The organism is Flavobacterium sp. 270 (assembly GCF_004368785.1).
Classification (GTDB): domain Bacteria; phylum Bacteroidota; class Bacteroidia; order Flavobacteriales; family Flavobacteriaceae; genus Flavobacterium.
Genome location: NZ_SODM01000001.1, coordinates 1,339,041 through 1,352,414 on the forward strand (window position 1 = coordinate 1,339,041; position 13,374 = coordinate 1,352,414).

15 protein-coding genes are annotated in these 13,374 nt (G+C 31.6%); 12 read left to right on the forward strand and 3 right to left on the reverse strand.

From position 1 onward, the window contains the following. Positions 1–4 precede the first annotated feature (4 nt). From EV144_RS05825 to EV144_RS05860, 8 genes are all read left to right on the forward strand, one after another. Complete coding sequence (locus EV144_RS05825; protein WP_134147008.1) at positions 5–454, forward strand: response regulator; 450 nt, start codon at positions 5–7, stop codon at positions 452–454. Positions 455–464: 10 nt separating this feature from the next. After that, positions 465–2,249: a CHASE3 domain-containing protein gene (locus EV144_RS05830; protein ID WP_134147010.1), complete on the forward strand. Its 1,785-nt coding sequence runs from the start codon at positions 465–467 to the stop codon at positions 2,247–2,249. A gap of 303 nt (positions 2,250–2,552) precedes the next feature. Then, entirely contained in the window at positions 2,553–2,951 is a 399-nt protein-coding gene (locus EV144_RS05835) for a DUF4142 domain-containing protein (RefSeq protein ID WP_243854622.1), read from the forward strand. A gap of 39 nt (positions 2,952–2,990) precedes the next feature. Next, positions 2,991–3,638 (forward strand): porin family protein, encoded by a 648-nt coding sequence (locus EV144_RS05840; protein WP_134147013.1) that lies wholly within the window; start codon positions 2,991–2,993, stop codon positions 3,636–3,638. Positions 3,639–3,679: 41 nt separating this feature from the next. Further along, a complete protein-coding gene (locus tag EV144_RS05845) occupies positions 3,680–3,832 on the forward strand; it encodes a lmo0937 family membrane protein (RefSeq protein WP_134147015.1) in 153 nt (50 codons plus the stop codon). A gap of 41 nt (positions 3,833–3,873) precedes the next feature. Beyond that, positions 3,874–4,158, forward strand: coding sequence for a YtxH domain-containing protein (locus tag EV144_RS05850; RefSeq protein WP_134147017.1), 285 nt, complete (start codon positions 3,874–3,876; stop codon positions 4,156–4,158). A 34-nt stretch (positions 4,159–4,192) separates the two neighbouring features. Then, positions 4,193–4,555 carry a hypothetical protein gene (locus EV144_RS05855; protein ID WP_134147018.1) on the forward strand — a complete coding sequence of 121 codons (363 nt, stop codon included), beginning with the start codon at positions 4,193–4,195 and terminating at the stop codon, positions 4,553–4,555. Between the two features lie 22 nt (positions 4,556–4,577). Continuing rightward, positions 4,578–4,949, forward strand: coding sequence for a hypothetical protein (locus tag EV144_RS05860; RefSeq protein WP_134147020.1), 372 nt, complete (start codon positions 4,578–4,580; stop codon positions 4,947–4,949). Between the two features lie 422 nt (positions 4,950–5,371). Here EV144_RS05860 and EV144_RS05865 read toward each other — a convergent pair whose 3' ends face one another. Then, entirely contained in the window at positions 5,372–6,703 is a 1,332-nt protein-coding gene (locus EV144_RS05865; RefSeq protein WP_134147021.1) for a DUF5723 family protein, read from the reverse strand. 319 nt (positions 6,704–7,022) lie between these two features. Then, positions 7,023–8,099 carry a peptide chain release factor 1 gene (gene prfA / locus EV144_RS05870; protein WP_134147023.1) on the reverse strand — a complete coding sequence of 359 codons (1,077 nt, stop codon included), beginning with the start codon at positions 8,097–8,099 and terminating at the stop codon, positions 7,023–7,025. A 383-nt stretch (positions 8,100–8,482) separates the two neighbouring features. On the opposite strand from prfA, the gene EV144_RS05875 reads away from it, so the two are divergent. The 3 genes from EV144_RS05875 (at position 8,483) to EV144_RS05885 (ending at position 12,088) form a co-directional block, all read left to right on the forward strand. Beyond that, on the forward strand, positions 8,483–9,454 hold the full coding sequence (locus EV144_RS05875) for a hypothetical protein (protein WP_134147025.1): 972 nt from the start codon (positions 8,483–8,485) through the stop codon (positions 9,452–9,454). Positions 9,455–9,908: 454 nt separating this feature from the next. Then, positions 9,909–11,003 carry a PIN domain-containing protein gene (locus EV144_RS05880; protein WP_134147027.1) on the forward strand — a complete coding sequence of 365 codons (1,095 nt, stop codon included), beginning with the start codon at positions 9,909–9,911 and terminating at the stop codon, positions 11,001–11,003. Positions 11,004–11,428: 425 nt separating this feature from the next. Next, entirely contained in the window at positions 11,429–12,088 is a 660-nt protein-coding gene (locus tag EV144_RS05885; RefSeq protein WP_134147029.1) for a hypothetical protein, read from the forward strand. A gap of 491 nt (positions 12,089–12,579) precedes the next feature. On the opposite strand, the gene EV144_RS05890 is transcribed toward EV144_RS05885, so the two are convergent. After that, entirely contained in the window at positions 12,580–12,849 is a 270-nt protein-coding gene (locus tag EV144_RS05890) for a helix-turn-helix domain-containing protein (protein WP_243854623.1), read from the reverse strand. A 99-nt stretch (positions 12,850–12,948) separates the two neighbouring features. Between EV144_RS05890 and EV144_RS05895 the strand changes: the two genes are divergently transcribed. Beyond that, positions 12,949–13,248, forward strand: a complete 300-nt coding sequence (locus EV144_RS05895; RefSeq protein ID WP_134147030.1) for a hypothetical protein — start codon at positions 12,949–12,951, stop codon at positions 13,246–13,248. Positions 13,249–13,374 lie beyond the last annotated feature (126 nt).

The window sequence follows — 13,374 nt, forward strand, 5'->3', positions numbered from 1 at the left end:
TAAAATGCAGAAAAACGCATTATATATTTTATTAGCCGATGATGATGAAGATGACCGTCTTTTTTTTAAAGATGCGTTTGAGGAAATCAAAATACAAACTAATGTTGACTTTGTTCATGACGGAATGCAATTAATGGATCATTTACTGAATCCCGATAATAAACTTCCGGATATTTTGTTTCTGGATTTGAACATGCCTAAAAAAACGGGTAAAGAATGTTTGATCGAAATAAAAAAAACAGAGCATTTAAAAGATATAATCATTGCGATTTACTCTACCTCTTCGTCTGAAGAAGATATCGAAGATACTTTTATTCAAGGTGCTAATATTTACATTAAAAAACCAAGCGACTTTAATACACTTAAAAAAATAATTAACGAAGTAGTGACCGTAAATTGGCACTATCATACTTCTGGGTTAAATCGTGATAATTTCCTGCTGCGCCTAAAATAAGAATACCACAATGAAATGGATACCAAATTTTAATTCTTCAAACTCATTGAGAGTTATTTTTGTGATCGCAGTTTTCATTCTGTTATTTCTCTCTTCTATTGCTTACAAACATAACCAGGAATTGAATGAATCAAGCAAACTGGCTATGCATACGTATGAAATAAACATACAGCTGGAAAAATTAATGTCGGCAATAAAAGACGCCGAAACAGGGCAGCGCGGTTATATTATTACTCGTAATGCCCGTTTTTTAACGCCCTATATTTATTCTAGAGATAAAGTAAATACGTCGTTTATTACTTTAAAAAAACTAACTGCTGATAATCCGAAACAGCAGGAAAATCTCAAAAAGTTATTCAAAATAATTATTCAGCGTTTTGTTTCATTTGAGAATTGTCTAAAATACAGCGATCCTAAAACATATGATAAAAGAAAACTCGACAATCATATGTTTGGGGGTCGAATCCTGATGGAAAATATTCGTTTTAAAGTTGACGAAATGATCGATCTTGAGAAAACGTATTTAAAAAACAGACTTAAGATTTATGATGCAGAGATTTCTCTAAGTCCAATTTTCTCTATCTCCTTATTTTTAGTTGCCTTATGTTTTATTTTATTAGCATACAGACAAATCAGCCGTGATTTTCAGCGCTTAAAAATGTTCAACAAAAAACTTTTGATTTCGTCTGGATTGATGGCCGAATCTGAAATTATTGGTAAATTCAGTACTTGGCAATGGGATTTGGATTCTAATAAAATAGATTATTCCGACAATCAATATCGATTGTTAGGCGTTGCACCCAATTCTTTTGTACCTCAAAAAGATTCTTTTCTTCAGTTTGTACATCCGGATGACAAAGAAGCAATTGCTGCTTCTATGGACGGGATTCTTAAAAACAAACAACTTCCTTTTGTTTATTACAAAACTTTGCTTCCAAATCATGAAATCAGGTATTTTAAATCGACAGGAAAATTATTGACGGACCAGCAGGGAAGCAAAATTTTATTGGGAATTAATTTTGATATTACTGATGAGCATTTACTTAATATAGAACTTCAGGAGCGTAACAGAGAATTAGAAAAAAGCAATAAAGAACTGGCTTCTTTTAATCATGTTGCTAGTCACGATTTACAGGAACCGCTTAGAAAAATTCAGACTTTTATTTCTAGGGTTTCAGATGCTGATAAAGCGGTACTTTCTGAAAGCGCAAAAGACTATATTCATAAAATTGAAGTTTCGGCCAAAAGAATGCGTGTATTGATTGACGATTTACTTTTGTTTTCAAGAACCAATACTACCAAAAAAGAATTTATAAAAACTGACTTACAGGAATTGCTAGAAAGTGCAGAATCTGAACTGGGAGAAATTATCACCGAAAAAGGTGCTGTTATTGTAGCTTCAAAACTGCCTAAACTTGCCGTTATTCCCTATCAGATCGAACAGCTTTTTATTAACCTAATCGGAAATTCTTTAAAATACAGTCGTCCGGATATAATTCCAGAAATTACAATTGTAAGCGAAAAAGTAAATTCGGCAGATTATCCAGAACTTTTAGAAAACTCTAATAAGAAATTCAATAAAATTACTTTTACTGATAACGGAATGGGTTTTGATCCTTTATTTAAGGAGACGATTTTTGTTCTTTTTCAGCGTCTGCATTCTAAGACAGATTATCCCGGAACCGGAATTGGTCTTGCCATTTGTAAAAAGATTGTAGAAAATCATAAAGGCCATATTACGGCCGACAGCGTACCGAATAATGGTTCGGTTTTTACTGTATTTCTTCCCGAATAAATCCTCTAAAAAAACACATAAAAAGCGTTATATAAATCCATTATGGGAATTATATAACGTTTATTTTTTATGCTGTAAAGTAAAATCTTTCTTTCATTAGCATCTTTGTAATGTAATACTTAGGAAGTAATAATGACACTAGCGCCCCAATTGAAAGCGACAATTTTTAGACTATTTTTTTTAGGAATTATATTTTTTTTCAGCGCAGCGTGCAAGAAAAATAATCCGATAGAAAGTTCTTTAAAAGCGGAAACTTTTAATAAAAATGAAACCGAAGAAATTGAAGCTTTTTTTCTTATTTCGATGGCAAATGCAAGTAAATCTATTATTTCTAAAAGTAAAATTGCAAAACAAAAATGTTCAGAAATTAAAATACTGGAATTAAGTAATAAAGTTGAAGATCATCAAAATCAACTGTTGCAGGAAGTAACAAATTTGGCCGATAAAAGGCTGGTAATAATTACAGAAATAAACGCAACACACAAAAGAGATTTATACGCTCTTATTGATGCAAGTGGTCCCAATTTTAAAAATACTTATCTGAATTCTATCATCGCTTCTTTAGAAGAACAAATTCAACTTTTTGAATCCATATCTAAAGATACAAATGACAAAGCAATTCTAAAACTAGTACTGCAATATTTACCTGAACAATACAAGCTCTTACGGGAAACGGAGAGAATTAAAAAACAAATATTTTAAAAGCCTTTTAATACATTCAATTAACTAAAATTTTTTACTATGAAAATGCAATCAAATTTTTTATGCGCCTTAACACTTTTTTTAACAGCTTCGTTTGGAATGCTGCACGCTCAGGACACTAATGTAACTACCGAGTTCGGTGTAAAAGGAGGATTCAACATGTCTAATCTTACCGATAATCAAGGTGATGTTGACGACAATAATGTTTTATACGGTTTTAACGCTGGGGTTTACGCAACATTACCTATTTCAGATTTTGTTGCAATTCAGCCAGAGCTTTTATTTACTACAAAGGGTGCCAAATTAGAGTACGATAATGCTTTTGCGAATGGAGACGTAAAATTTAGATTAAACTATATCGAACTTCCTTTATTAGTAAGAGTAAACGTTACCAAAAACTTTAATATTCACGCTGGTGGTTATGCTTCTTATTTAGTAAGTTCTAAAGTAACAGGAGACGGAGCTACAGATGTTAACGAAGATATTGACACCGACAATTTTAACAAATTTGACGCTGGTATAGCTGCAGGTGTTGGTGTAGATTTTAACCCAATCAGCATTGGATTACGTTATAACTATGGTCTTACAACAGTTGGTAAAGAAAGAACAGTTTTAGGAACTACTTATACAGTTCCAGACGCAAAAAACAGCAATTTGACTTTATACTTATCGTATAAATTAAATTAAGAAATACGTAATTAATTATAAACCATATAAAAATAAAAACCATGTCAAACTTATTATACACAATCGCAGTTATTTTGGTTATACTTTGGGCTCTAGGGTTCTTTGTTTACAGCTTTGGAAGCATTATCCACATATTATTAGTTATTGCAATTATTGCAGTTCTATTTAGACTTATCAAAGGTCGCGAAATTTAAATCAACAAATTATTAAATATTAATCCATTAAATCAATTATTATGAAAACTAGCACAACAGTATTAGGAATTTTAGGAGCCGCAGCGGCGGGAGCATTTTTAGGAGTTTTGTTTGCACCAGACAAAGGAGCAAATACAAGAAAAAAAATCTCTGATAAATCTAAAGATTACAAAGATAATCTAAAAGGAAAAGTAGATGAAATTTTGAGCACTATTACTTCAAACGGTAAAGAAATTATCGAAGAAGGAAAATCAAAATTCAATGCTGCTAAAGAAGACTTTAATGCTATTAAAGACGAAGCAAAAACGGTAAAAACGAACTACTAAAAAGTGAATTTTTCAAACCATAAAACCCTATATCATGGAATCAAATGCAACAACACCTGAGAATCTTAATCTTTATGAAAAGGCAGAAGACTATACTAAAACAAGTTTAGAATTAATTAAACTTAAAACTATAGCAGCTGCTGCCGATGCACTGTCTACAGTAACATCAAGAATTGCGGTTGGCGCTGTTGTTGCATTTTTTACCTTGTTCCTTAATATAGGGATTAGTTTATGGCTTGGTAAATTGCTTGGAGAATACTATTACGGTTTTTTTGCCATGGCACTTTTCTACTTAATTGTAGCCGTGGTTATGCACAAAACACAGCATAAATTAATTAAAACTCCTATTGGTAACATGATTGTTTCCAGTATTTTAAAAGAAGAAACTAAAAACTGATTTAAATATTAAAAAGACTCTTATGGGAACTATTTATGACATTAATACCTTAAATCAGAGGATTCAGTTACTAGAAAATCGACAGGACGAAGAATGGTGCGCAATAAAAGATGAGATCGATGATATCAAAGAAAATTTGAAACCTCTAAATCTTATCCGCCATACGGTTGAAGAAATCAACGAAACTGTTGGATTTAAAAGTAACCTGGCACAATCGGCAATGAGCATCGGAATTGGATATCTCGCCAAAAGATTTATAGTCGGGAAAAGCGACTCTGTCTTTAAAGGCATTCTAGGATCTGTTTTACAGCTCGCTGTTACCAAATTAGTTTCTAAACCACATGAATCTTCAAAAGATGAAGAATCATCTCACTACGAATCATCGCAAGAGTAATTGTCTAACTTAAATACCTATTATCATGGAAAAGTTAAATACAATAATTATAAAAAATGGTGTGACCATCTACTCTAACCTATATAAATGTTTTGAATTTACGAGAGTATTTCTAGGAATCTAACTTCTATCATACGTTCTGGAAAAACGGTTGGTAGAGAAAAGACCATTCACTATACATATTTTTTTTAGAGGGACAAAGGTTCAGAGGCACATAGGTGCAAAGGTTCTAGCTCTCTTTTTAAAAATGAAAAAGACTATTTCGCGATTGTGAAATAGTCTTTTTTTTTTAAAGCTACAAAGGGTCAAAGGTTCTGAGGTACTAAGATTCTTTTTGCATATAAGCAAAATAAACCTTAGAAGCTTTCGTACCTTAGACCCTAAAAACCTTTGAACCTTTGTGCCTCTGAACCTTTGTACCTCTAATTAAAATTCTGATATATCGGAATTTTCAAACCCATATAAACATTAAAAGCTTTTGAATTATTCGATAAGAAATTCGTAACAATCGTACCAGAACCAACAAACAACGGACCAGCTCTAAAACCCGCTCCTATCTGCGTACCGCTGTATTGCATATAAGTTATGGGAACATAAAAACTGAATTGTCTTGTTTCATATCTTGGTGTAAGCGAAACTGAATTTGGAAGTATTGCTGCATTTACTTTTTCGGCATTTACCAATCCTAAATCACTGCTTAAATTCAGGTAGAATTTATTATCGATATTCCAGTCAAAGTTGGCATGAAAAGCGGTTGGCAAACTTACCTCTGCCCCTTTCTTTGAAGCAGTTTTGGTGTAGTTTTTATCAAAAAACTCGAAGATATCATCTGCATCATCAATATCAGCCTGAGTAACGCGTCCGTTTAAGTTATAGGTATTTTGTATGGCATCTTTGTAATTAATTTTACCGATATCAGTAACAGAAGCAGCAAATTTAATTTTATATCTGTTTCCTATACAAGTATGGCAGTTGGTACGATATTCATACGTAAAACCCAAATCTACGCCTACGCCTGCAGAACCCGTATCAAATTTTGGATCTTTCCCGTTTTCATAATCATAACTTGCTGCTGTGGTTAAAGTTCCTGTAGAATAATACTCACTCAAAGCCGGATTAACATTGTTTTTATTAAAAGCTACACTTATGTTATTACCGCTGATATATCCGTTTACACCCGACATTAAATATTTTACAGAAATCCCGCCTTTTAAAAAATGATCGTCACGGTCTAATAATACCGTTCCGTAGCTTGCGCCAATTTCTGCCCACGAATTAGTCGCTCCGTTAGGATTTCCGCCCGAAATCATAAAACTATTAGACACATCTATGTCTTTGTTTACCTGATCAAATAATTCTCCGTTTACGTTTACCATATTGGTTACACTTCGTACTCGCGTAAAAACAGCAATACTATGCGCAGGCGTAATATTAAGCATAAACGAAGGGCCTAAAATATCTACAGCAAAATTTCCGTTGTTATTGGCTTTAATGTGTTTATTTGATTCCTTATCAAAATCGTAATCACTGCTTAAAGATTCAAAAAAATTAACGCCGTACAAATCATTTTGTCCTGTGGCACTAATGGAAGAAATAGTGACATCGGCTCTGTACTTTGAATCTACAACGCTTGATGGATTAAATAATACACTCTGAATTCCGGCATAATTGTCGTCCCGAAATCCAAAATACGATTGACTGTTGGCATAAAAAAAGCCGCCTAAAAAGCAGCAAAATAGTAAAGTTCTTTTCATAAAATAATTGGTTGGTTGGTCTTTTTTTAGTTTGAAAGGTTCTAAGATACTAAGGTGGAAAGGTTTTTTCTATATTATAATTCGCTTATTTTTAAATATTTATAAAGTCTAAGAAAATACTTAATTGATAGTCTTGAGACGTGAGAAACTACGTTAAAGGAACTAAGGAACTAAGGAACTAAGCTTCTGAGGCACTAAGGTTTCTATTTTGTGAATATCTATTTTCAAGCAATAAAAAAGCCGAACTTTGTTCGGCTTTTTTATATCGTCAAGGTTAAAAGCTTAGCAACTTACAAACTTACAAACTTAGTACCTCAGATTAGAATACCTCTGACGCTTCCTTCAATTTCTCCATATTGTTTACCAGCTGTAATTCGGCAACAATTTTCTGAATGTCACCATTCATGATATTTCCAAGATCGTACAGCGTAAGACCAACTCTGTGATCTGTTACACGACCTTGTGCGTAGTTGTAAGTACGAATCTTAGCAGAACGGTCACCAGAACTTACCTGAGAAGTACGTTTAGACGCATCTTCAGCTTCTTTCTTAGCCAATTCTTGTTCGTACAAACGAGAACGTAAAACCGTTAACGCTTTATCTTTATTTTTATGCTGTGATTTCTGATCCTGACACTGCGCCACCAATCCTGTCGGAATGTGCGTTAAACGTACAGCAGATTTCGTAGTATTTACAGATTGTCCTCCAGGTCCAGACGAACAGAAGAAATCAACACGAACGTCATTCATATCAATCTGTACATCAAACTCTTCTGCTTCTGGTAAAACCATAACAGTCGCTGCAGATGTATGTACACGTCCTTGAGTTTCTGTCTGCGGAACACGTTGTACACGGTGAACTCCAGCTTCAAATTTTAAAGTTCCGTAAACATCCTCTCCGGTAACTTCAAAAATAACCTCTTTAAAACCACCAGAAGTTCCTTCGTTCATATCTACAACCGAAGCTCTCCAACCGCGGTTTTCGCAATATTTGGTGTACATTCTATACAAATCTCCTGCAAAAATACTCGCTTCGTCTCCACCCGTTCCCGCGCGAATCTCCACCATAACATTTTTAGCATCTTCAGGATCTTTTGGAATCAACATAAATTTGATTTCTTCCTCAAGTTGTGGCAAACGCTCTTTAGCTTCGTCTAATTGCATTTTTGCCATTTCGGTCATATCTGCATCACTTCCGTCGGCAATAATTTCGTTTGCCTCGTCAATGTTTGCAAGAACAAGAATGTATTCTTCTCTTTTGTCAACCAGAGCTTTAATACTTTTATACTCTTGGTTAAGCTGCACATAACGCTTTTGATCTGCAATAACATCGGGCTGAATAATCAAATCCGAAATCTCGTCAAAACGCTGCTTTACATATTGAAGTTTATCTAACATTGTATAATCCCTTTTATTTGGAGTGCAAAATTACGAAATTTTTCTTTATTGTTGATTGTTTGTGGGTTTATGTTTTTTGGGTGATGGTTTTGGATGAAATTTTGTGGAATTATGGTTTTTATTTGGAGCTGTTTTCTGTTATCCGTTACAATCTTTTGTGCCGAACCCCTGCACAAAAGGATTTTCACTTTTATCAGGCTAGGCATTTTGGTTTAATAGGCTTTTTATGATTTCCGCAAAAGTATTGAAATTGAAAGGAATTAGATTTGAGAATTATTTTTAATGCTTTTTTAGTTTATTTATATATTTGAAGAAACAAAGAACGAAATACTTCTTAAAATTTTTATTGACGTGAATTACTAATATAAAATTATTTTAATTTTATGAAATCAATATTTTTAGAAAATAATATAAATAGTGAAATTCTATTTACTCAAAATTTGAGTTCTCAAAATGGAAACGATTGCGAGGTAATTTCAGCCGCAAATCTAGTACAAGCCTTTAGCGGAGAGGTTCGTTGGGGCAGTAGAAATGAAGATAATTCAAAAATAGATTTATTGCTCTCTTTTGATCATCCTTGGAATAGTGGCCAAAGAACATTTCTTCTTACACAAGTAAAATCTGGGAAGTCATATGGCAAGGCCAATACTAAATTTATTAAAATTTATAAAAGAGGAATTCGAGAAGTCAAAGAATCATTAAATAACATTTGTTTAATTTGGTATGATCATGTTACAAAAGAAAACTATTGGGCATATATCCACTATAATACCATCTCAAAAAAAGCTGAGCTAGGCAAAAACCATATACTTACACCTGCAACAAAATTTGAAATTGCAAGATGTATAAACAAAAATATAGCCTTCAATAAATTCAACTCTAGAGGACTAATATTAAACTTTAAAAATAATCTTTTAAACAATATTTCTGAATATAGAAAATACACCAAGCAATTATATAGAAAAAATAAAAAAGTTTTGAATCCTCTTTTTGGGAATATCGAATTCACCAATTACGGTTGGAAACATATGTTTCGAAAAAGTAGATTAAAAAATTATAAAAAGGACTCTCTAACTATAATTCCATATCTCAAACAATTATTACTTCTCCAGCCAGATAGACATTGGATAATTTCTTTTAAAAAACACAAACACAAAGAGAATTTTATTCATTTTTATGAACATATATTAAGATATGAAAACATAAAAAATAATTTAAATGACGATAAATATGAAATTGTGATAAAACTTATTGAAGAAATTGCTTATCCAATTGAATGGAAGAAAGAAAATGTACTTTCCCAAAAAATTTCAAGAAAAGTAGTTTTTAAAAGCTGTAGTTTGAAAAAAGCCTAGCTTGGTGCATATGTGTTCATATAAGTTTAAATTTTGCAACATATAAGTCTTATAAACCAAAAAATGGTACCATTAAGCACCTTCTTTAAAAATGATACAATAGTACCAAACTTATAGAAATTTACTAAGCTTTGTGCAAATATAGATAAAAAACAATAAAATTAAAATTTATAAAACGTTGTGTAATTAAATAGACCCGTTAACGTAGATATTGTCCGTACTAATAGCGTGAATTTATAATCTGTCACCGCAATAATAAGTAAATATCAAATAAAAAAAATAAAGAAAAGTAAATAATAACTTCTTTCTAATAGAGTCTATCTTTGTAGGCATAGATTACAAATCCGGGGCATTAGGTTTGTGATTTATTGTCATGAATCGCTATAAGCAAGTTTCAATTTTAACTAAAAACTCTTAATTAGACCCCATCTTAACAACTAAAACTAGAAATTTTATGAAGATACTTATAGATAGTACTGAATATAAAAAAGATAGAAATTTTAATAAAAAAGACTTGTCTTTAATAAAAGATTTAGGAGATAGAAAACTGATAATCAATCATATTCCTTGGTTTGTTTTTAAAGAATGTACTTCTTCAAGTATATCGGAATCTACTCAAAAAGTTCAAGAAGCTATGTCAGCTTTAAATTCGTTGCCAAGATTGGGACTAGGTAGAAACGAAATAAGTGATTCTGAAACTGTTATTAATCAGTTATCAATCCTAGAAAATAAGATTGCTATTTCAGTTTCAAATCAATGGAGTAATTTTATCAAAACCTCAAATTCTATATTACACAAATTTGACAAAGATGATTCTGAGCCCGTTTTCGAAGATTATTTTTTAGGTAACAAACCTTTTTCATCTTTAAAAAATCGTAATGATATTCCAGATGCATTTATATATCAGACAATAAAAAAAATTAGTAAAAAAGAAAAATTATACATTGTAACAAATGATATAAAATTTAAAGAATCTATTGAAAACTCGATACCAAATACAACTGTTTATTTAAATTTCAAAAATTTGTATGAAGATAAAATATTTAAAAAAGTCTTAGAAACTTATGACAAATTAATTGATAATGAGAAAAAACTAGACTTCATTAATAGATATTTAAACAAATTTAAAACTGAAATTGAAGAAGAGGTTGCTGAATTTATTAATGATATTAACTATTTAGAGTTTTATGATGACAAATTAAAATCAGATGATAATTCAGCAATAATTCATTATATGACTGATCCAAAATTAGAAATTAATTTTACCGAAATAAAAATTATTGGAGAAGAAGCATTTGTACCAATATCAATAGAATGTAATGCTGATATAGAGTATGCGATGTTTAAAGCTGATTATTGGGTTTATAATGATTTACCTAAATATTCCGAAGAAATAAATAAACACTATTTTCGAATAGAAGATTCAGTAAAACTAAAATTAAATCAAATAGTTGCAATTGATTTAGATCATGTTAAAGTTGAAGAAGATGAAGATCAAGGTTTTGTACCTTTTGTATTATATAAATTTGATGAGATTGAAATAGTATAAAAAATCTTGGATATCAAATAGTCAGAATCGCGCAGACATTCCCCCGCTCTACGAAGTGTTTTCTTAGTCATCATCACGATCGCTGTGCAAAGTCTCCCGACTTCGTACCCGTTCCAATATTCGACAACGCAAATCAAATTTTTAATAAATTAAACACTTATAAATATTTTTCAATAATTTGTTTGAATTGAAAATTGAAACGGATTATAGTTGCGGGTACGAAGTCGGGAGACTTCGCACAGCGATGCAATTGTTGCCCACTCTAGCGCGACGCAACTTCATATAGAATTTGATACTTTACTTTGCAAATAATTCCCCTGCCACCAGACCCTAACACATTATCCTTTAATCCTTTTCTCTATATTTGCAAGAAAGGTCAACACTTTATCCTTAGAAATTAAAAAAGCAAACAAAGTGATAAAAATATGGATTGGACAGATAATAAGACATTATTAGAATATACAAAACGCACTAAATGTCAGGAAATATTTCAAGCTGTGTGTGATGAACTTGGTAAACATTATGAAGAAAAAGGATTTAAATATTCGCGTTCACGACCAAAACTAACATTTGAAAAAGGCGATATAAAACTTGTAATTTCATTTTGGTCGAGCAAAAGAAATACACCAGGCAACTCGGTTTCGTTTGAAATTTTACCAGATTTCTACTCCAAACAGGTGGCTAAAACGAGCAATATAAAAGGGTACTTATTTGGGCATACCGGTATTTTCTATCATAAATATACCGACAACCCAAAACAAATATTAGTAAAGCAAATATTTGGAGACGAATTGGAACGCATTGACGAATATAGTACTGAGTCACAAATAATTGAAAACAACTACTGCAACGTTTATGGAATTGACAAAGAAAAGTTTGATGCTATCGTAAAATTTATTGATGATAAAATTATTCCTTGGGTTTCAAAACTTGCAACCAAAGAAGGAATTTTGGAATTAATTACAAATGCAAGCCCTACAAGAATTTGGTCTTTAAACGGAAAAAGCACTAATTCTGACTTTGTAAAATACGTTGAGCTCAATTTTTCAGATATCGATATTAAAAAGAAATTTGATCTGTTATAAATCCGCTCTACGAAGCATCTTTTTATAATTACTACGATCGCTGTGCGAAGTTTCCTGACTTTCGTTACCCGTTCCAATATTCAACAACGCAAATCAAATTTTTAATAAATTAAACACTTCTAAATATTTTTCAATAATTTGTTTGAATTGAAAATTGAAACGGATTATAGTTGCGCGTACGAAGTCGGGAGACTTCGCACAGCGATGCATTCTGAATCGAAAAAACGCATAAAACCTCATTCTGAAAAGAGTTATGACAACAAAAAAGAAAAACTGGCTTAAAATTTTTATAGACAATTTACTTGATTTTATTTTAAATTAAAAAACAAAAAAATACGCAAAAGCCTTAAAACTTTTGCGTATTTCCTTTATATCAAAAAAGAGAAAAACTCTTACTTCCCTCCCAAAAATTTCTCCAAAATATTCAACCTTATCTTTTTCAGCCTGAACCAAACGTTTATAAAGTTCTACAACTTTATCAAACAATATATTTATTCCTCATTTTTAAGATGCAAATCTTTCAAAAGTTCACTTGAAGTTGTATCAAGTGCATCTGCCATTCTAACTAGAAGATTTATAGTAATACCTTGTTCATTTCTTAGAATTCTTCGTATAGTAGTTTCAGAGCAGTTACTTGCTTTAGCAAAACTGCTTTTGTTTCCTGCGTATTTATCTAGGAAAAGTTTATAAATCCTATCGACTACTTCTGCTTCTAATTTATCAATCGCCTTCATAAAACAAAGAAAAAGAAGTAACCTCATCAATTTTAAAAACAAATTCGACTTATAAGTCGAATTTTCTTATATTTGCGTGACATTGTTAAAACAACAAATATTACATTAATTCTAAAACTACAAGCCATGACAGAAAAACTAGAAGAACCAATAAATGATTTTTTAAAATTTGCAACCAATATCAATTATTTCACAAAGTTAAAACCCAATCTTAAAAATCATAATTTGCTTAAAACCGACGTAAACATAACATCTTATAATGAATTAATGCAATCGATTTTTTCTCTGCTCAGGACTAGCATTGCAATTCTAAAAGATGAAAAATCTCAAACCGCTATTGATGCCATGCTTTTACTCGAAATCGCCGTACAGCTTCTGCCAAATGATGAAATGGAATTGTTGGATGAATTGTATAAAATTCTTTGAGGTTAAACCTGACAGGTTTTTAAAACCTGTCAGGTTTGTAACATGGAAAACACTTAACTCTACAAAGTGTTTTAAATATCGCAATCGCTGTGCGAAGTCTCCCGACTTCGTACCCGTTCCAATATT